17 protein-coding genes and 1 pseudogene are annotated in these 19,385 nt (G+C 70.7%); 8 read left to right on the forward strand and 10 right to left on the reverse strand.

Annotated features, from left to right (window positions below):
• The first annotated feature begins 244 nt into the window (after positions 1-244).
• The 5 genes from AB0P17_RS05825 to AB0P17_RS05845 all read left to right on the forward strand — a co-directional run bounded on the left by AB0P17_RS05825 (position 245) and on the right by AB0P17_RS05845 (position 4,567).
• Positions 245-1,381 carry a Rieske 2Fe-2S domain-containing protein gene (locus AB0P17_RS05825; RefSeq protein WP_365808111.1) on the forward strand — a complete coding sequence of 379 codons (1,137 nt, stop codon included), beginning with the start codon at positions 245-247 and terminating at the stop codon, positions 1,379-1,381.
• Positions 1,381-2,259, forward strand: a complete 879-nt coding sequence (locus AB0P17_RS05830; RefSeq protein WP_365807909.1) for an alpha/beta hydrolase — start codon at positions 1,381-1,383, stop codon at positions 2,257-2,259. The genes AB0P17_RS05825 and AB0P17_RS05830 overlap by 1 nt, the downstream gene beginning before the upstream one ends.
• Positions 2,256-2,414, forward strand: a complete 159-nt coding sequence (locus AB0P17_RS05835; RefSeq protein ID WP_365807911.1) for a hypothetical protein — start codon at positions 2,256-2,258, stop codon at positions 2,412-2,414. Before AB0P17_RS05830 ends, AB0P17_RS05835 begins: the two co-directional genes overlap by 4 nt.
• Positions 2,411-3,739: a M20/M25/M40 family metallo-hydrolase gene (locus AB0P17_RS05840; protein WP_365807912.1), complete on the forward strand. Its 1,329-nt coding sequence runs from the start codon at positions 2,411-2,413 to the stop codon at positions 3,737-3,739. Before AB0P17_RS05835 ends, AB0P17_RS05840 begins: the two co-directional genes overlap by 4 nt.
• Positions 3,740-3,916: 177 nt before the next feature.
• Positions 3,917-4,567 carry a TetR/AcrR family transcriptional regulator gene (locus AB0P17_RS05845; RefSeq protein ID WP_365807914.1) on the forward strand — a complete coding sequence of 217 codons (651 nt, stop codon included), beginning with the start codon at positions 3,917-3,919 and terminating at the stop codon, positions 4,565-4,567.
• A gap of 14 nt (positions 4,568-4,581) precedes the next feature.
• On the opposite strand, the gene AB0P17_RS05850 is transcribed toward AB0P17_RS05845, so the two are convergent.
• The 10 genes from AB0P17_RS05850 to AB0P17_RS05895 form a co-directional block, all read right to left on the reverse strand.
• On the reverse strand, positions 4,582-5,388 hold the full coding sequence (locus tag AB0P17_RS05850) for an alpha/beta fold hydrolase (RefSeq protein WP_365807915.1): 807 nt from the start codon (positions 5,386-5,388) through the stop codon (positions 4,582-4,584).
• An 18-nt stretch (positions 5,389-5,406) separates the two neighbouring features.
• Positions 5,407-6,717, reverse strand: coding sequence for an MFS transporter (locus AB0P17_RS05855; RefSeq protein WP_365807917.1), 1,311 nt, complete (start codon positions 6,715-6,717; stop codon positions 5,407-5,409).
• Positions 6,718-7,044: 327 nt separating this feature from the next.
• Positions 7,045-7,719 carry an NADPH-dependent F420 reductase gene (gene npdG / locus AB0P17_RS05860; RefSeq protein WP_365807919.1) on the reverse strand — a complete coding sequence of 225 codons (675 nt, stop codon included), beginning with the start codon at positions 7,717-7,719 and terminating at the stop codon, positions 7,045-7,047.
• Between the two features lie 39 nt (positions 7,720-7,758).
• Positions 7,759-9,087, reverse strand: coding sequence for an MmgE/PrpD family protein (locus tag AB0P17_RS05865; RefSeq protein ID WP_365807920.1), 1,329 nt, complete (start codon positions 9,085-9,087; stop codon positions 7,759-7,761).
• The gene (locus AB0P17_RS05870) at positions 9,084-10,133 is read right to left on the reverse strand and encodes an LLM class flavin-dependent oxidoreductase (RefSeq protein WP_365807922.1); all 1,050 of its coding nucleotides are present in this window, start codon (positions 10,131-10,133) and stop codon (positions 9,084-9,086) included. The genes AB0P17_RS05865 and AB0P17_RS05870 overlap by 4 nt, the downstream gene beginning before the upstream one ends.
• Complete coding sequence (locus AB0P17_RS05875; RefSeq protein WP_365807924.1) at positions 10,130-10,987, reverse strand: alpha/beta fold hydrolase; 858 nt, start codon at positions 10,985-10,987, stop codon at positions 10,130-10,132. Before AB0P17_RS05875 ends, AB0P17_RS05870 begins: the two co-directional genes overlap by 4 nt.
• A gap of 25 nt (positions 10,988-11,012) precedes the next feature.
• Positions 11,013-11,948: a catechol 1,2-dioxygenase gene (locus AB0P17_RS05880; RefSeq protein WP_365807925.1), complete on the reverse strand. Its 936-nt coding sequence runs from the start codon at positions 11,946-11,948 to the stop codon at positions 11,013-11,015.
• Positions 11,949-12,264: 316 nt separating this feature from the next.
• Positions 12,265-13,329, reverse strand: coding sequence for a 4-hydroxy-2-oxovalerate aldolase (dmpG, locus tag AB0P17_RS05885; protein ID WP_365807927.1), 1,065 nt, complete (start codon positions 13,327-13,329; stop codon positions 12,265-12,267).
• Complete coding sequence (locus AB0P17_RS05890) at positions 13,326-14,309, reverse strand: acetaldehyde dehydrogenase (acetylating) (RefSeq protein ID WP_365807929.1); 984 nt, start codon at positions 14,307-14,309, stop codon at positions 13,326-13,328. The genes dmpG and AB0P17_RS05890 overlap by 4 nt, the downstream gene beginning before the upstream one ends.
• Entirely contained in the window at positions 14,306-15,139 is an 834-nt protein-coding gene (locus AB0P17_RS05895) for a fumarylacetoacetate hydrolase family protein (RefSeq protein ID WP_365807930.1), read from the reverse strand. The genes AB0P17_RS05890 and AB0P17_RS05895 overlap by 4 nt, the downstream gene beginning before the upstream one ends.
• A gap of 125 nt (positions 15,140-15,264) precedes the next feature.
• On the opposite strand from AB0P17_RS05895, the gene AB0P17_RS05900 reads away from it, so the two are divergent.
• From AB0P17_RS05900 to AB0P17_RS05910, 3 genes and pseudogenes are all read left to right on the forward strand, one after another.
• Positions 15,265-15,990 (forward strand): IclR family transcriptional regulator, encoded by a 726-nt coding sequence (locus tag AB0P17_RS05900; RefSeq protein ID WP_365808113.1) that lies wholly within the window; start codon positions 15,265-15,267, stop codon positions 15,988-15,990.
• 522 nt (positions 15,991-16,512) lie between these two features.
• Positions 16,513-18,603 (forward strand): annotated as a pseudogene (locus tag AB0P17_RS05905) (thioredoxin domain-containing protein).
• Positions 18,604-18,740: 137 nt separating this feature from the next.
• Positions 18,741-19,268, forward strand: a complete 528-nt coding sequence (locus AB0P17_RS05910) for a GNAT family protein (protein WP_365807932.1) — start codon at positions 18,741-18,743, stop codon at positions 19,266-19,268.
• The last annotated feature ends 117 nt before the right edge of the window (positions 19,269-19,385 follow it).

Here is a 19,385-nt window from a genome sequence, read left to right on the forward strand (position 1 = left end):
GTCCGGCCGCCCGCCCCGAACCGCCCTCCCGAAAGGCATTCCCTTGACCGAGCTGAGCAATCGGGCCTCCGACGACGGTCCCGGCACCGCCGGGACCACCCCCGATCCGGCCGTCGCGGCGGCGGCCACCCCCGGCGGACCGGCCGACGCGGCAGGGTCCGACCCGGCCGAGGCGGAAGCCCCGCGGCGGCCCGCGCGCCGGCGCGGCAGGCCGGCCGCGCCGGAACTGCCCCCCGGGCCACCCGTGCAGGTCGGTGCGGACTGGGCTTCCTGGGCCACCTACGACGCCGCCGAACTCGGTTTCCGTGACTTCTGGTACCCGACGGTCTTCGCCCACCAGGTCGGCCGTAAACCCGTCCCGGTGACCGTGGCCGGAGAGAAGATCGTGCTGGTCCGCGACGAGACCACGAACACGGTCCGCGCCCTGCACGACCGCTGTCCGCACCGCGGCGTACCGCTCTCGCTGGGCCGCCGGCAGTTCGACGGCACCATCAGCTGCCCCTACCACGGCTGGACCTACGACCTGACCGACGGCAGGCTCTGCGCCGTCATCACCGACGGACCGAGCTCGCCGATCTGCGGCAAGGTCAAGGTCACCACCTATCACGTGGCCGAGCGCCTGGGCCTGGTCTTCGTCTACATCGGGGACGTCGTGCAAGGGGAAGAACCGCCTCCGGTCGAGCGGGACATCCCGGCGGAGCTGAACGACAACTCCCTGGTCCTGGGCGGGCGGACCGAGATACGGGACGGCAACTGGCGGTTCGCCGCCGAGAACGGCTTCGACGAGGGCCACGCCAAATACCTGCACAACACCGCGCTCTGGCGGCTGTTCAAGGTCATGCCGACCTGGAACATGACCCGGATCGTGGAGCGGGACGGCTGGCTGATCCGCGTACAGGACGAGGTGCACTGGGACGCCGAGTTCCCCGGTGTCGGCACCTTCACCAACAGGCGCTGGTGGAAGCGGACGCCCCTGCCCGACCGGCCCGGCAAGAACGGCGATGCCAACCCCGTCATCGCCGCCCTGGACCTGCCAGGCTTCGTGTCGATCCGACTGCCCGGCCTGCTGCGCGTCGCCTACCCGCAGTTCATCCACTACGAGTGGTACGTGCCGGTCGACGCCGACCACGTCCGGTACGTCCAGCTCATGGTGCGGTTCGAGACCGGCCGCAAGGCATTGGCGTTCAAGGCGAAGTATCTCGCGGCGATCCGCTGGCTTTTTCACGGGCAGTTCACCGCGCAGGACGCCTGGATGGTCGATGTGATGGACGCCCCGCCGGAGCGCCTGTACCGGCCGGACTTGTCGCTGACAGCCTGGCGCCGCCACATCGAGCAGGCCGCCCCAGTGGTCCAGCCGACCGAGAAACGCCGAGGGCACTGATGCCGGGCCGCGGCCCCACCGGCCTCCACCACACCAGGCTCGGTCCGCCGGACATCGTCCCCACGGTCGTACTGCACGGCGGCGGGCCGGGCTGCCACGCCGCCGCGGACTTCGCCGCGGTGCTCGCCCTGCGCCCCCGCCGGGCGTGGCTCTGTGTCGACCTGCCCCGCTACGGCGGTTCGCCCCTGCCAGGACCGGGGCTGCCGCCCGGCCGGTTCTCCGGACCCGCGGCCGCGCTCGCCGGGCTGCTCGACGGCATCGGCCGTCCCGTGCCCATCCTCGCGCAGTCGCTCGGTGGCGCGGTAGCGCTCGCGCTCGCCGCGCGGCGTCCCGACCTGGTGGAGCGGATCGTGCTGATCGGCAGCACCCCGGCCGCCTTCCGTGGTGTGCACACGGATCCGGGTCTCGGAGCCCGGCTGCGCGACGAGCTGTACGCCGATCCCGGGCCCGCCCGGATGCGCGCGCTCATGGAGGGCGCCGAATGGCACCGCGCCACACCCCCGGAGGAACTCGTCGCCGGGCGCCTGCGGGCGGCCACCACGGCGACGGCGCTCGCCGTCGCGACGGATCCGGCGGCCCGCGGCGCTGACGAGGACCTGGGCCCCCTGCTGGGGACCGTCACCGCCCCGACGCTGGCGGTCTGGGGGGCGCACGACCCCTTCTCCGAGCCCGCCTACGGTGCCGCGCTCGCCGGTGCGCTGCCCCACGGAGACCTGGTGGTCCTCGGCCGTACCGCGCACCATCCGCAGTCCGAACGCCCGGACGCCGTCGCGGCTCTGGCCGACGCCTTCCTCCCGGAGCCCGGCCGCGGAGGCGGGCCGATACCCGCCTCCGCCCCGACGAACCCGCCCGTCCCTCTTCAGCAGGAGAACCCGTGACCCGTACCCGTCTGCTCACCGCCTCCCTGGGCGCCGCGGCGCTCGCGGCACTGATCGTTGCCGACCGGACCGTGATACGCCGCCGCTACGGCGCCGGCCTGCTCGCCAAGGCGGGTCGCGGCACCACCGTACTGACCGTACGGCGACCCGCGTGAGCGCCCCCCGGCCCCGCGCGACCGGGCTCGACGACGAGCGGCGTGCGTGGGTCGACGCGGCCCGGGCGCGCCTCGACCGCACCCGGATCACCGAACTGGTCGTCGGGATGGTGGACATCCCCAGCCCTACCGGCGAGGAGGCCGAGCTCGCCCGGCATCTCGCCGCCACCCTGACCGGGGCGGGGCTGCGCGGCCGCTACCAGGAGATCGACGACCGGCAGGGCAACGCGGTCGGTGTGCTCCCCGGCACCGGCGGCGGCGAGGACGTGCTTCTCTACGCGCCGATCGACACCTTCACCGTCGGCGACGAGGCGGAGGACATCCCGTGGATCGGTGACGAGCTGCGTCCCGACATGCGCCCGCGCGCCGAAGTGCACGGTGACCATGTCGTGGGGCTCGGCGCCAGCAATCCGAAGGGGCACGGGGCGGCGGTGATCGCCGCCGCGGAGGCGCTCGCCGCCGCCGGAGTTCCGCTGGCCGGTGATGTCGTCGTGGGGCTCGGGGCGGGCGGGATGCCGACCAACGGCCGGACCGCCCGGGGGCTGACGCGGCGTAACGCCGGTCAGGGTGTCGGCTGCTCGTTCATGTTGGAGCAGGGGGTGTGGGCCGACCACGCGATCATCGCCAAGCCCGGCTGGGCGGTCGCCTGGGAGGAGGTCGGGCTCTGCTGGTTCGAGGTGCGGGTGCGCGGCACCTTCTCGTACGTGGGTTCCCGGCACCGCATGCCGTACCGGAACCCGATCGCGCACGCGGCCCGGGTCGTTCAGGAGCTGGAGGACTGGTTCCCGCGGTACGCCGCCCGGCACACGGACGGGCTGGTCGCGCCTCAGGGCATCGTGGCCGCGATCGAGGGCGGCTGGCCCCGGCTGGCCTCGGCCACCCCGGCGCTCTGCCGGTTCGTGGTGGACCTGCGGACGAACCCGCGGTCCACGCCGGCGGACGTACGGCGCGAGTTCGGTGCCGCGATCGCCTCCATTCGGTCCGCGTTTCCCGAGATCGATGTCGAGTGGGACATGGTCCTGTCCATCCCCGGCACCGCCACCCCCGAGGACGCCCCGGTCGTGCGGGCCGCGATCGCGGCCTGGGAGGAGATCGAGGGGCGTCCGCACGCTCCGATCACCGCCAACTCCGGTGCCACGGACGCGAACATCCTGCGCGCCCGGGGGCTGGCCACCGCGCGCGTCGGCATGGACCGGATCGGTCCCGACGCTCCGATCCCGCTGGACTTTCCGGCCGGGATGAACGTCGTCGACATCCGGGAGGCCGAGCGGCTCGCCCGGCATCTGATCCACACCGTCGTCGCTCTCGCGGGCCCCTCACGATGACGGGCCGGGGCAGCCGACGGCCGCTGGCTGCCCCGGTGTCCCTGCCCGCAAGCTTTGCCCCGTCGGGCAGATATCGCCGGTCACGGCATTAGACTCGTCCGGAGCAGACCAAACGCGGAAGTGGGCATGACACAGCGGAGCTCAAGCCGGAAACGTACAGCGGGTCTGACGCCCGGCATGATCATCGAGGCGGCACTGCGCCTGTCCGACCATGAAGGCGGCCTGGACCGGCTCACCGTGCGCAGAATCGCGTCGGAGCTGGGCGTCGGGACTATGACGCTCTACAGCTACTTCCGCGGCCGCGACGAGATCCTCGACGGCATGGCCGACTATGTGCTGGGCCGGATGCGGCTGCCGGCGGAGCCGCCGGCGGGCCCGGCCGAGGCGATGCGCGAGGTCGGGCTCGCTTTCCTCGACATGATGTACGAACATCCGACCGTCATCCGCCTGTTCGGCAGCAGGGTCACCGACAGCCGTCCGGCGCTCCGTGGTGCGATGGAGGCCCCGCTGCAGCGGCTCGTCGACGCGGGCATCCCGGCCTCGGTCGCGGTGCGCTGCTACGGGTTCCTGATCACGTACTCGATCGGGTTCGCCACCTACCAGGCCCCCAGGCCCTGGGGCCGCGCGGCGGACGCCGACGACGGGGAACGCGCCGAGCAGCGCCGGCAGCGCTCGCACGTCTACTCGGCGCTGCCTCGCGACGAGTTCCCGCGTCTGGTCGAGCTCGCCGACGAGCTTCCCACCCTGCCCACGAACGAGCAGTATCTGGCCGGCCTGGAGGCTTTCATCTCCTCCGTCCTGTCCTGGTCGGACCTGTCGTCGTCATAGCCGGCATCGGTCATTCACCGGCGGGTTGGCGTCCCCTTCTGAAGAAGGAACCGGCCGACCGCGTCCGCGAACAGGTCCGGCCGGTGGTCGACGGAGGGAACACCTGTACCCGGCAGCAGCTCCGAGACCGCGCCTGGCAGCGCTTCGAGGATTCTCGGGACGTCCGGCAGGGAGAAGGTGTCGAGTTCGCCGCAGAGCACGAGGGTGCGCGCGGTGACCGAGCCGATCCGGTCCTCCATGCGGTACCGGTTGACGGCGAGGTGCCCTTCCTCGACCCGGTCCAGCACCTGGAGGGCGTCGCGGACCAGGCGCTCCAGCAGGTCCGGTCGGTCGGCCGGGTAGTAGCTGGCCCGGTTGTCCCAGAGCCGCTGCACGTGCGAACCGTCGGCCATGCGTTCGACATGGTCAATGGGCGGACGTCCGGAGGCCACCTCCCTGCGGCGCGACGCGTCGACGTAGGGCATGCCCGAGAGGACCAGTGCGCGTACCCGGTCGGGCGCGGCCGCCGCCACTTCGGTCGCGATCACACCGCCGGTGTGATGGCCCACCAGCGCGACACGCTCCAGACTCAGGGCGTCGCACAGGTCGAGCACGGCCTGCGCGAAGAGCTCCACGCTCCACTCCGCGGTGGGGCGGGCGGACGCGCCGAATCCGAGGGTGTCCATGGCGATGGCGCGGAACCTTCGGCCGAGAAGGGGCAGGACATCCCGGTATTCGTCCCAGGACCGGGGTGTCTGATGCAGCAGGAGCACGGGTTCCCCGGTTCCCTCCTCCACGTAGTGGAGCTGGCCGAAGCGGCTGTCGGCGAAATGGTGGCGCATCTGTTCTCCCGGGACGGGTCAGTGGGTGGGCACGGTCAGGGACGCCGGCTTGTCGGCCGGGACGGGGGTGGGGTGGAGGAAGAATCCGGCGATCAGGGACACCAGGGCCGCGCCGCCCATGTAGAGGGCGATGGCGAACCAGCCGCCGGTGCTGTCGAGGAGCGAGGTGGCGATCGCCGGGGCGAAGGCGTTGCCGAGGATGAGGCCGGTGGTGAAGCCGATGGACATGCCGGTGTAGCGCAGAGCGGGCGGAAATGCCTGGGAGAAGAGCGCGGGGACGACGGCGTAGTTCGCGGAGTAGCCGATGAAGAGCACCACGAAGCCGAGCAGCATCAGTCCGTACTGGCGGGTGCCGAGCAGCGCGAACCAGGCGAAGGGCAGCACCACCAGGGACGCCGCGCTGATCAGGAACACCCGGCGTACCCCGACCCGGTCGGCCAGCGCGCCGAACGCGGGAACGCAGACAAGGATCACGGCGGTGGCCGGCAGCAGCACCTCTAGCATCGTGCCGTTGCTGAGTCCGAGGCCGTCGGGCCCGTAGCTCAACGAGTACACCGACCCCATCGTGAACGACACACCGGCCGCCAGGATGGCGAGGGCCAGCAGGGCCACGGTGCGTCCGTTGTGGCGCAGGACCTCGACGATCGGCAGTTTGGCCACGTCTCCGGCTTCCTTGGCCCGGGCGAAGTCCGGGCTCTCGTCGACCGCGCGGCGGACGAAGTAGCCCACCACCACCAGGACCGCGCTGCCCAGGAAGGGGACGCGCCAGGCCCAGTCGAGCATGTCCTGGGTGGGCAGGGAGAACACTGGCAGGAAGGCGAGGTTGGCCAGCAGCAGACCGGCGGTGGACCCGGTGTTCACCAGCGATCCGAAGAAGCCTCGCCTGTTCTCCCCCGCGTGTTCAACGGTCATGAGAACGGCCCCGCCGTACTCACCGCCGACGCTGATGCCCTGCAGGATGCGACAGACGATGAGCAGGACGGGCGCCGCCAGCCCGACCTGGTCGTACGTCGGCAGCACGCCGATCGCGAAGGTCGCGATCCCCATCATGATCAGTGTGATCATGAGCGTGGTCTTGCGGCCGACCCGGTCGCCGAAGTGTCCGAACACGACCGCCCCCACCGGCCGGGCGACGAAGCCGATGGCGAAGGTGGACAGTGACAGCAGGGTGCCGACCGTGGGGTCCGTGCTGGGGAAGAAGAGCGGGGCGAAGATCAGCGAAGCGGCCAGGCCGTAGGCGGCGTTGTCGTAGTACTCGATGGTCGTGCCGATCCAGCTCGCCACCACCGCTTTCGTCCGTTGTCTCGCGGGAGTGCTGGAAACGCTCATCGGATCCTCCATGAGGTGAGCCGCAAATGGGTGCGACGCCGGGCCGCGGACAGCGGCTGGAGCGGGAACGTGAGGAATGAGGTGGCCGCTCGGTGTCGAGCGGGGCCGCCGCCCGGCAGAGGCACTGCTGGGGGGCTCGGCGAGAAGTGGATGTCCGTCGAGTGCTGTGCGGCAGGGCCGCGGCGCATGACCTGCGGCGGCGCCGGAGCACGTGACCGTACGATGTACGGTTCAATGCACGGGCGTCAAGGGCCGGTAGCCGGGAGGAGCAAAGACGAAACTCTTCCGTTACCGCGGATCCAGCGGATCAGGTCGGAAACACCGTCGTCATCCGGTCTGGGCCAGACCGGTGATCCGGAGGCCGGAACGCACCTTGTAGCGCTTGTTGACACTGATCAGGGTGGCGGTGAGCGGTTCCAGGTGCCGGGCCTGTCGGAGCGCGCCCGCGTCGACACCGGGGCGACCGGTGACGGCGCGCGCGAGATCGCACGCGACGTCCTTGGCCTGCTCGTCGTCCCCGCAGACCAGTACGTCTTCGTGGTCCAGCACCTCGGACCGGCCCCAGAGACTGACCGCTGACACATGGTGGAACGCTCCGGCCAGTCTGGCACCGGGGGCGATCCGCAGGGCCTCCTCGGCCGCGCTGCTGTCGGCGAGATCAAGGCCGTAGGCGCCCCACTCGTCGAAGCCGAGCGGATTGACGCAGGAGATCAGCACCTTGCTGGTCAACCGGTCGGCGAGGGAGGCGACCAGATCCGCGTGCCCCCGGTACGGCACGGCGAGCAGGACGACGTCCGCCGCCTCCGCGGCGGCGTCGTTGTCCGCCCCGCTGACCCGGCCCGCCTCATCGATCCGGTCGGCGATGCCGTCGGCCGTCTCCTGTGCCCGCGCGGCGGAGCGTGAACCGATGACCACGGTGTGGCCGGCCTTGGCGAACCGGTAGGCGAGGCCCTTCCCCTGAGGTCCCGTGCCACCGATGACAGCGATCTTGTAGAGGGTCACTGCGACTCCTTGTGCTGTACGAGCTGTATGAAGGGACCTTCAGGGCCCCGTGAGCGAGCTGAGTGCGAGCCGCAGGCCGCGGATGTCTCCCACGGCGTCCAGCGCCAGGCACTGCGCGATCCACCGCTCCGGGCGGAGGCCGTCCCCGGCTGTTTCCGTCCGGCGGCGGAACTTGGCCGTCACCATCTCCGTGAGCGCGGGCAGGGCGGTCCCCCGTGCCGCGCCGGCATCCTCCCCTACGACCCGCTGCCCGTCCGGCAGGTGGACGACCACCCGGGCACCCCAGTGGTCCGGCAGACCGGCGTCGAGGTCGGGCGCTGGACCCAGGACCACATCCGGCGTGTCGGGGGGCAGTTCACCGCGGAAGAAGGCGACGTCCCCGGCGGCTCCGCGGAGCCAGGCTCCGACGGCGTACGCCGCGCTGGCCGCGGCTTCGGTGGGCCCTGAGGGCGCCCGGTCGGCGGTGACGAAACGGGACAGGGCGTCGGGGAGAAGGACTTCCACCCGGTGAGCCGAGCCGACCGGTACCTGCCGCTCGGCCAGAGCATCCAGTGCCCGGAGCGCCGCGTGCAGGGGAAGGGCGCACGGATACGCCTTGAAGACGCAGGCGTCGAGGTGAGGGCGTGCCCTGGGCGCCCGGGTCGCTGGTGCCGTGCCCAGTGCTGCGGCAGCCGGGCCGTCCAGCAAGGTCCGGCTGGCCCGCGCGCCCGCCCTGGCCAGGTAGGCGGCCTCGACCCCGTTCGCTGCCGCGTGTCCGGCCAGCAGGTAGTGTCCCGCCCCCAGTTCGTCCTGGCTGAGCAGCCCGCCGAGCCCGGCCGCCGCCAGGCTGAGCGAGGCCACGGTGGCCGCGCGGTCCAGGCCCAACAGGTGTGCCGTGGCGGCAGCCGCCCCCAGCGCTCCGAAGACCGCGGTGGGCCACCAGGACCGTTCGTAGAGCCGGGGCCCGCCGAACCGCAGCCCCGCCTCGACGGCCACCTCGTAACCGATCAGGACGGCGTCGACGACGGCACTGCCCGGTCGTCCCTCGTGGTCGGCCACGGCCAGGGCGGCCGGGATGACCACGGCCGACGGCACCACCGCCGAGGCGGGATGCAGGGCGTCGTACTCGTCGGCGTGTGCCAGCACCGATTCCACCAGTACGGTCGTGCGCAGGCAGTGCGTGCCCGTCAGTACCGGCGAGCGCAGACCGCCGCCCGCGCCGGTACTCGACATGAGCGCGGAGAGCTGGTCCGCCAGGGGATGGGAGGCACCGACCACCACACACCCCATGGTGTCCAGCACGTGCAGAGCCGTCAGGAGCCGGGTGTCCCCGTCCGCCATGGTCGGGCGGTGGACGCCCTGCTCCGCCAACTCCTCGATCACACTCACAGGCCGCTCCCCGACGCCAGGCCGGGAAGCACCTCGGAGCCGACGCTCTCGATCAGATCGGTGGGCGGATCGTAGGACCCCACATGCTGGAGGAAGACGCTGGTCACTCCGTCGGCGTGCAGGGCCCGCAGTTTGCGGACGATCTCCTCGGCCGTTCCGACCAGGCAGAACTCCTCGGCGAACCGGAGGGCGGCGGCGTCGCTCACCCACTGGGAGCAGATCTGCACGGCCGCGTCCCAGTCCTCGGCGTGCACGAGATCCGGGTAGACCCCTTCGACCTTCGCGGGAACATCCACCTCGATCCCGGCGAGTGCGAGGGACGCCGCTCCGCCGTTCTGTGCGATCGACGCGCAGATCGGTTTGAGACGCCGGGCCGCGGCCAGCGGGTCGTCGGTCACCGCGCAGAACGCCGAAACCGTCAGGGAGACCTCCCCGGCGGCGCGTCCTGCGGCGATGGCGCCGTCCCGTACGTGTGAGGTGGCGTTCGCGAGGGTCTTCGGTGAGACACCGCTGAGCAGAATGGCTCCGTCGGCGATCTCGCCGGCGAGCTTCAGGTTCCGCGGACCGCTGGCGGCGAGGTGGACGGGGATCTCCGGGCCGGGGTCCCGGAGCCGCGACCTGACGCCGCCGAAGTCCCACTCCTGTCCGTCGAGCAGTGCCTTCAGCAGGGTGAGCCCGGCGCGCATCTCCGCCCCGGTGCTCGGACGCATGCCGACGGGGCCGACCGAGCTGTTGCCCACGCCGAGGCCGAGGATGAACCGGCCGGGCGCGAGTTCGGCCACACTGCGCGCCGCCGAGGCGACGACGGCGGGGTGGCGGGTGGCCAGGTTGGTGACCGCGCTGCCCAGGCCGATCCGCTCCGTGGCCAGCGCGGCGGCGGTCAGCACCGTGAACACGTCCCGCCACAGCAGCTGCGAGTCGGGGAACCACGCCTGGTCGAAGCCGAGGTCCTCGGCCCGCCGGACGCTCTCCACCAGCCGGTCCGCGCGATCGCAGGGCGGTATCCGTATGCCGACGCGCAGCGCGCCGTCTCCGGGGGAGGTCATGCCCGTGCCCCGCTGAGGAAGTCCAGGTGCAGCGCGTTGAACCGGTCCGCGTGCTCGTGCTGGGGCCAGTGGCCGCACTCGGCGAAGATCTCCAGCTTCGATCCGGGGATGCCGCGGTTGAGGGCGTGTGCCTCGGGAACGTCGCCGAAGGGGTTCTGCGCACCCCACACGATCAGCGTCGGCGCGGTGATCCGGCCCAGCTGCTCGGGGCTGAGCAGGTCCTCCAGACGGTTGTCCATCTCCTGCAGGCACAGCAGGTTGGGCAGTGCCTTGACGAACTCCGGCTGGTGGTAGATCTGGTGGCGGACCTCGACCAGTTCGTCGCTGACGTTCGCCGCGGGGTCGAACATGAGAAGTTCGAGCCGCTTGCGGGTGAAGGCGATGTCGTCCTCCTCCACCGCCTTGCGGGTGCTGGTCCTGATCCGTTCCATCACCGTGGGATTGGCGACTGTTCCACCGGGGGCGACGAGGGTCAGCCGGCTCACCCGGTCGGGATGGTCGGCTGCCAGCCGACCGGCCACCCAGCCCCCCAGCGACTCGCCCACGAAGTGGGCCCGGTCGATACCGAGGGCGTCCATGTACGCCAGCACATGCTCCACGTAGCGGGGAATCCGGTACGGCGCGTCGGGGCCCGCTGTGTAACCGTGGCCGATCATGTCGATCGCGTGGCAGGCGTACCCGGCGTCCACGTGGGCGGGGATGTTGCGTACGAAGGCTTCCAGATGGCCGCTGGTGCCGTGCAGGAATATCACGGCCTCGCCGGATCCCGCCTGAAGCGACCGGGTGCGCATTCCTCCCGCGTCCACGTAGGCGAGACGAAATTCCACCCCTGCCAGATCGGTCCAGATACTCATGTTTTCTTCTCCTCTTTCATGGAAATTACGAACGGGGTTCCAGAACCGCTACGCCCATTCCGGTGAGCCACTCGTCCATCGCGGCGTAGGCCAGAGTGCGCCCCTCGCACGGGCCGAGAGCCGCCATCATCGCGATCCACGACCTGATCTCCTGGGCTCCGTTACCGGCCTCGGCCGCCACTTCTTCGGAGGTGAGCGTGAGGAGCGGACTCAGGTCCCCCTTCTCGACCAGGGAGAGGAAGCGCCTGTCGAAATCCTGGTTGATCTGCGGCCGGGCGGCCCGGATGATCTCGCGACGGCGGACCTCGTACTCGCTCCACGAGTCGCGCCCGTTCAGCCACGCCTCCACCAGGAAGCGGTCGTCATCGCTGAGCGCGTCGAACCATGCGGGCCAGGGCAGCTGATGGGACAGCCCGCCGGAGGCGATCACCGCCACCCTCTTCGCCGTGCCGTCCGCGCGCACGGCCGCGCCGATCGCCTCCCCCAGTGCGTGACAGCGGGCGAGCGAGGGCAGCGGCGGCGCGAACATGTTGATCACCACGGGCACCACGGGGACGGTCAGCCCGGGCAGCAGATGCTGAAGGCTGTGGGTGATGCCGTGATCCACCGTGAGCCGGAGTGAGAAGGCCGGATCGAACTCCTCGCGCACGAGGGAGTCCACCAGGTGGCGTGCCAGCCCGATGTCCACCGGCAGCGGGCCCGAAGGCGTTCCGGCCTCGCCCGCCCCCAGCACCTCTCCGACGCCGACGGTGATCGCGGGCATCATGTCGAGGAAGAATCCCCGGAAGTGGTTCGAGCCGATGATCACCACCGCGTCGGGGCGGGCCTCGGCCAGTGCCTCACGGGCCCCGGTCAGTCCGTCGCGGAACCGGTGCGCGCCTTCCAGATGGTCCACCTCCGCCCAGTGCGTGTTCATCAGGGTGCTGTGGGAGGCACCCACTCCGAGGACCACGGAACTCATCCTGTTCTTCCTTCCGGGTGTGGTGCGGCGAGGCGCGACAGGCGTCGACGACGCAAGAGGAATCGACGAGGCGGCAGGCGTCCTGCCCGTCAAGCCGAATCCCGACGCAATGGTCTTCCGGCTATTCGCACGTTCCCCGTGTGAAAGAGCGGGAGTTTGTCGGTCGGGTGGCACGTACCGAACGGCGCCTTGGCCGGAGGTATCGAATAATTACAACGTACCGTACATAGTACGGATGTCAATCGGTTGCCGGAAAGTCCTACGAGGGTGGAAGAAGGCACCGCGGCTGTCGCCCGGCCGACCCGGAACCGACAGGTCAGGACGCGAGGTCCGCCCGGCTCAGCAGGTCCAGCGCGATGTCCGTGATCATGTCCTCCTGGCCGCCGACCATCTTGCGGCGGCCGACCTCGACCAGGATCGCGCGGGTGTCCACCCCATGACGGGCGGCGGCCGCCTCGGCATGACGCAGGAAACTGGAGTAGACGCCCGCATAGCCCAGCGTGAGTGTCTCGCGGTCGACGCGGACCTCACGGTCCTGCAACGGCCGGACCAGGTCGTCTGCCGCGTCCATGAGGGGGAACAGATCGCAGCCGTGCTCCCAGCCCATCAGATCGGCCACGGCGACGAACGCCTCCAGCGGGCAGTTGCCGGCGCCGGCGCCCTGGCCCGCGAGGGAGGCGTCCACCCGGGTGACACCCTCTTCCACGGCGACCACGGTGTTGGCCACGCCGAGGGCGAGATTGTGGTGGGCGTGGATACCGAGCCCGGTCGTAGGGTCGAGAACGTCTCGATAGGCCCGCACACGGGCCCGGACACCGTCCATGGTCAGCCGACCGCCGGAGTCGGTGACATACACGCAGCCGGCGCCGTACGACTCCATCAGCCGGGCCTGACGGGCGAGCTCGGCCGGCTCCGCCATGTGCGACATCATCAGGAAGCCGGCGACGTCCATACCCAGGGAACGGGCGGCCGAGATGTGCTGGGCGGAGATGTCGGCCTCGGTGCAGTGGGTGGCGACGCGCACGGAACGTACGCCGAGGCGGTGCGCCTGCTCCAGATCGCGCACGGTGCCGATGCCCGGCAGCAACAACGTGGTGGGAATTGCGGTGATCGTGGCGTCCACGACGGCCTCGATCCACTCCCAGTCGGTGTGGGCGCCGACACCGTAGTTGATGCTGGAGCCGGAGAGACCGTCGCCGTGGGCGATCTCGATCGCCGACACCCCGGCGGCGTCCAGGACGGCGGTTATACGGCGAGCCTGTTCGACCGTGTAGCGGTGCCTTACGGCGTGCATGCCGTCCCGCAGGGTGACGTCCTGTACATACAGAACGGGTGCTGCGGAGGCCGCGGCCGCGTGGGCCGCGGAGCTGGTCCTGGTCATCGTGCCATCCCTTCGCCGGGGCGGTGCGCGGCCATGCGTTCCGCGGTGCGCAGCGCGGCCGAGGTCATGATGTCGAGGTTGCCCGCGTAGGCGGGGAGGTAGTGCGCGGCGCCCTCGACCTCCAGGAAGACCGAGATCTTCACCGCGTCGGGGCGGCCGGACCCGGCGGGCAGCCAGGACCGCAGCGGATCGTCGGTCCCCACCCGGTCGAACTGCACCTTCTGCTTGAGGCGGTAGCCCGGCACATACGCCTGGACACGGCCGACCATGTCCGCCACGGAAGCCGTCACCGCCTCGGTGTCGCACTCCGAGACCAGGCAGTACACGGTGTCGCGCATGATCAGCGGTGGCTCCGCCGGGTTGAGGATGATGACGGCCTTGCCGCGGGCGGCTCCGCCGACGGCCTCGACGGCGGAAGCGGTGGTCTCGGTGAACTCGTCGATGTTCGCCCGGGTACCGGGGCCCGCCGACCGGGACGCGATGGAGGCGACGATTTCCCCGTAGTGGACGGGGGTGACCGCGCTGACGGCGGCGACGATCGGGATCGTGGCCTGGCCACCGCAGGTCACCATGTTGACGTTCCGTGACCGCAGGTGCGCGTCGCCGTTGACCGGGGGCACCACGTAGGGGCCTATCGCCGCCGGCGTGAGGTCGACGACCGTACGGCCGAGCGCGCCCAGCACTTCGTCGTGGCGCCGGTGCGCGCCGGCGGAGGTCGCGTCGAAGACGATCTCCACGTCCGCGAACTCGTCCATCTCCAGCAGCCCGTCGATCCCCCGGTGGGTGGTGGCCACTTTCAGGCGCCGGGCCCGGGCCAGGCCCTCGGAGTCGGGATCGATGCCGACCATGGCCGTGACCTCCAGGCTCTCGGAGAGCCGGAGGACTTTGATCATGAGATCGGTGCCGATGTTGCCGGATCCGATGATGGCCACCTTGGGGCGCCTGCCCGTGGCCGCCTCGGGGCGTGTGTCCGCGCTCACCGGTCTTCTCCTTGCAGGGCGAACCCGACCCGTACGGAACCCAGGGCCGAGATACGGGCTTCGAACACATCACCAGGGACTGCGGGTGCCATCGGGCCCAGCGCTCCGGTGAGTACGAGGTCACCTGCCCTGAGCGGATCCCCCAGTCCGGCCAGGGTCGACGCGAGCCAGGCGACGGCGTTGAGGGGACTTCCCAGGCAGTCGGCGCCGCTTCCCCGGGAGACGATCTCGCCGTTGCGCGTCATCGTCATCTGCACGGAGGCCAGGTCCAGCGCCGTCAGAGGCACCGGGGTGCCGTTCAGGACGTACAGCCCGCTGGACGCGTTGTCGGCGACCGTGTCGACGATGGAGATGTCCCAGTCGCACACCCGGCTGTCGACGATCTCCAGTGCGGGCAGCGCGAAGTCGGTGGCCCGCAGCACATCGACGACGGTGCACTGCCGGTGCGGCAGGTCGCGGCCCAGTACGAGGGCCACCTCGGCCTCGACCTTGGGCTGGATCAGCCGGCCGGCGGGCACCTCGCCGCCCTCCGGCACCTCCATGTCCGCGAACAGCACCCCGAAGTCGGGCTGACCGACCCCGAGTTGGGACTGCACGGCCTGAGAGGTCAGGCCGATCTTGCGGCCCACCGCCCGTCGCCCTGCCTCCAGGCCGTGCCGGACGTTGAGCCGCTGCACGGCGTACGCACTCTCGATGTCACCGTCGTCGAACAGCACGCGTACCGGGTCGCAGGGGATCTTGGACCGGGCGGAGTCCGCCAGTACGCCGGCGGCCTGCACCACGGCCGGGGATACGGAGTCGGGCGGAACAGCGGGGGGTGCGGTGGGCACGGGATACCTCCAGGGACGAGCGAGGACCGAGGCCGTCAGTGCCCTCGATGTGGCCTCCGGTATAGACGCATCATCCGTGGTGAGCCAATGTTTGTTCCGTGGCACGGAACAGTGGGGGCGACAACATGCTCGACAAGTGCGCCCTGATCCTCAACTGTTTCCCGCCGACCGGAGGTCCCTTCCGCCTCACACAGCTGTCGGAGCTGACGGGTCTGCCGAAGACGACCGTGCACCGGCTGGCGGCCGACCTGGTGCGGCTGGGCTGGCTGGAGCGGTCAGGAGCCCACTACCATTTGGGCGTAAAGATGTTCGAATTGGGTGCGCTGGTACCCCGGAGACGAGATCTGCGCCATGTGGCGCTCCCCTTCCTGCAGGATCTGTTCGAAGCCACCCACGAGACGGTCAACCTCGGCGTCCGTGAAGGTCTGGAAGTGGTCTACCTCGAACGCATCCACGGGCACAACGCCCCGCAGTTGCCCTCGCACGTCGGAGGGAGCCTGCCGCTGAGCTGCACCGGTGTGGGCAAGGTCCTCCTGGCCTTCTCCGGCAGCGAGCTGAGGGAAGACGTACTGTCCCGCCCCCTGCCCAGCATCACGCCCTACTCGATCACTGATCCCGCCCGGCTGCGTACGGCACTGGAGAAGATCCAGGTGTCCGGGCTGGCCTATGAGGAACAGGAGTCCACGATGGGGGTCAGCTGCGTCGCGGCCCCCGTCTTCGCGGGCGACGTCACCGTGGCGGCACTCTCGGTATCGGTTCCGCGCACCCGCTTCCGCCCCGCCCTGCTGGCGCCGGCCGTACGCACCGTGGCCCTCGGTCTGTCGCGAGTACTGCGCCAGGGGGCGGCGTAACCGGCCGAACCAGTGCGGCAGCGCGAAACCCTTGTCGGTTATTCGCATGGTTGAGACGGTCTCTTCGCGGTGAACCTGTGACGAGCAATGCTCAGGACTTGTGGATCAGCCTTGGAAACGCGCGAAGGGCGTACCTTCCCGGGGGATTGACCGAGGAGTCACCAAGTAGACCTGCGATGCGGCACGGGTTGGGAAGGCACGCCCATGCCGAGCGTAGTCACCGCCGAGGGTTCCAGGGCGGCATGATCCGCCGCTGCATCCGTACCGCCGGGATCAACACCAAGGCCGAGCCGCGGATGGACGCCTGGCTCAGGACGCACGCCGCATTCGAGGTGCAGCTCGGACAGGCGGTACACGCGGTGGGCGGCCCGGTAGCGCTGACCGACGACCCGGACGCGGTCCGCGGCATGCTCCACAGCCCCGGTCGAGACGATCCGACGGCACCGAGCGAGCCGGCTTCCGCGACCTGCCCGCGGTGCGGATGGCCACCCGCCTCAGGTTGGATCGTGCAACGATGGCGGTATGAACCGACTTGCCGATGAGCAGTCGCCCTACCTACTCCAGCACGCCTCCAATCCAGTGGACTGGTGGCCATGGGGAGAGGAGGCGATGGAAGAAGCTAAGCGGCGGGACGTGCCCATCCTCTTGAGTGTGGGCTATGCGTCCTGTCACTTATAGCTTCTGCTGATTTACTGGTGTCATGTGATGGCGGGCGAGAGCTTCGAGGACGTCACCACCGCCAAGTACATGAACGCCCACTTCGTCAACATCAAGGTCGACCGCGAGGAGCGGCCCGATGTCGACGCCGTCTACATGGAGGCCGTGCAGGCCGCCACCGGGCAGGGCGGCTGGCCCATGACCGTGTTCCTCGACGCCGAGGGAGCGCCCTTCTACTTCGGTACGTACTTCCCGCCCGCGCCTCGGGGCGGCATGGCCTCCTTCCCGCAGGTGCTGGAGGGCGTCAGCGCCGCCTGGACCGGACGGCGCGCGGAGGTCGCCGAGGTGGCGGCGCGGATCGTCGGGGAGCTGGCCGGGCGGTCGCTCGCGCAGGGCGGTGACGGGCCGCCCGGGGAGTCGGAGCTGGCCCAGGCGCTGCTGGGGCTGACCCGGGAGTACGACGCGCGGCGGGGCGGGTTCGGCGGGGCGCCGAAGTTCCCGCCGTCGATGGTGGTGGAGTTCCTGCTGCGGCACCACGCCAGGACCGGCTCCGAGGGCGCGCTGCAGATGGCCACGGACACCTGCGAGGCGATGGCACGCGGCGGGATCTACGACCAGCTCGGGGGCGGGTTCGCGCGCTACTCCGTCGACGGCGAGTGGACCGTCCCCCATTTCGAGAAGATGCTGTACGACAACGCCCTTCTGTGCCGGGCGTACGCGCACGTCTGGCGGGCCACCGGCTCCGATCTGGCCCGCCGGGTGGCGATCGGGACCGCCGAGTTCATGGTCCGTGAACTGCGCACCGCCGAGGGCGGGTTCGCCTCGGCGCTGGACGCCGACAGCGCGGACGGCAGCGGTGGCGGACGCCATGTGGAGGGTGCCTTCTACGTCTGGACGCCGGACCAGCTGCGGGAGGTCCTGGGGGAGTCCGACGCGGAGTTCGCCGCGCAGTACTACGGGGTGACACCGGAAGGCACCTTCGAGGAGGGCGCCTCCGTGCTGCAACTGCCCTTCGGCGAGGGTGTGGTGGACGCCGGACGCGTCGAGTCCGTACGGGCGCGGCTCTTCGCGGCCCGTGAGGAGTCGCGGGAGCGGCCCGGGCGCGACGACAAGGTCGTGGCCGCCTGGAACGGGCTGGCCATCGCCGCGCTGGCCGAGACCGGCGCGTACTTCGACCGCCCCGATCTGGTGGAGCGGGCCACGGAGGCCGCCGATCTGCTCGTCCGCGTCCACCTGGACGGAGCGGCGCGGCTGACCCGTACCTCGAAGGACGGCCGGGCTGGCGCGAACGCCGGGGTGCTGGAGGACTACGGCGATGTGGCGGAGGGGTTCCTCGCGCTCGCCGGGGTCACGGGTGAGGGCGTGTGGCTGGAGTTCGCCGGATTCCTGCTGGACATCGTTCTCGACCGGTTCGTGGCGGAAGGGGGCGCCCTGTACGACACCGCCGACGATGCCGAGAAGCTGATCCGCCGGCCGCAGGACCCGATGGACAACGCCACGCCCTCCGGCTGGACGGCCGCCGCCGGGGCGCTGCTCTCGTACGCCGCGCACACCGGCTCCGAGCGTCACCGGAGCGCGGCCGAGGGGGCGTTGGGCGTGGTGAAGGCGCTCGGGCCGCGGGCGCCCCGCTTCATCGGCTGGGGGCTCGCGGTCGCCGAGGCGGCGCTCGACGGGCCCCGGGAGGTCGCGGTCGTCGGTACCGGGAAGGAGGCCGCCGCCCTGCACCGCGCCGCGCTGCTGGCCACCGCGCCCGGAGCCGTCGTCGCGTCCGGTGAGCCCGGGGACGCGTCCGGAGGCGGGTCCGGAGATCAGTCCGGAGGCGAGGAGTTCCCGTTGCTGGCGGGGCGTCCGCTCGTCGACGGGCAGGCCACCGCCTATGTCTGCCGACGCTTCGTCTGCTCGGCGCCGACGACCGAACTCGGGCGTTTGAAGGGTGAGTTGGGCGTTCTCCGATAACGGCACGCGCGTCCGACCGGCCCGCCGCCCGGTTATCGGCTTGGGTGGCGGGCCGACGTCGTGTTACTCATACGAACCGGTCATGCGAACCGGTCGTACGAAATCGGCGGCACGGACAACGAAAGGCTGGACCGCGCATGGTGCTCGGAGAGCTGGTGAAACTGCGGGCGATGGAGCCGGCGGACGCCGAACAGCTGTGGCACTGGAACCACGACCCCGAGGTCATGCGCTGGATGAGCGACGGCTACGCCCAGTCGCTGGCCCAGGTCAGGAAGGGCATGGAGGAGCGTCCGCGCAACGCGTACGGCGACGTGCTGTACGGCGTCGAGACCCTCGCGGACGCCACGCTCATCGGGCTGGTCCGGCTGCGTGACACCGAGCCGGAGACCGGCTGCGCGGCGCTCGACATCTACCTCGGTGAGAAGCAGTACTGGGGGCAGGGCTACGCCACCGACGCGATGCGGACGATCTGCCGCTACGGCTTCGACAAGATGCGGCTGCACAAGATCACGCTGAGGGTCGTCACCGAGAACCACGCGGCCCACCACGTCTACCGGAAGATCGGCTTCGTCGAGGAGGGCCGGCTCCGCCAGGTCTTCCGGCGGGACGGTCAGTGGTACGACATGTTCACGATGGGCCTGCTGGAGGGCGAACTCCTCGCCTGACGAAGCCTGAACGGGGGCCCGACGGAGCCCGACGGAGACAGGGGAAGGGCGTCCGGCCGGGCGCGGGCGGCGGCAAGATCCCTGGACTTCATCGCGATGTCAGACCTCCGCCTTATC

Source organism: Streptomyces sp. NPDC088124 (assembly GCF_040685895.1).
GTDB lineage: Bacteria > Actinomycetota > Actinomycetes > Streptomycetales > Streptomycetaceae > Streptomyces.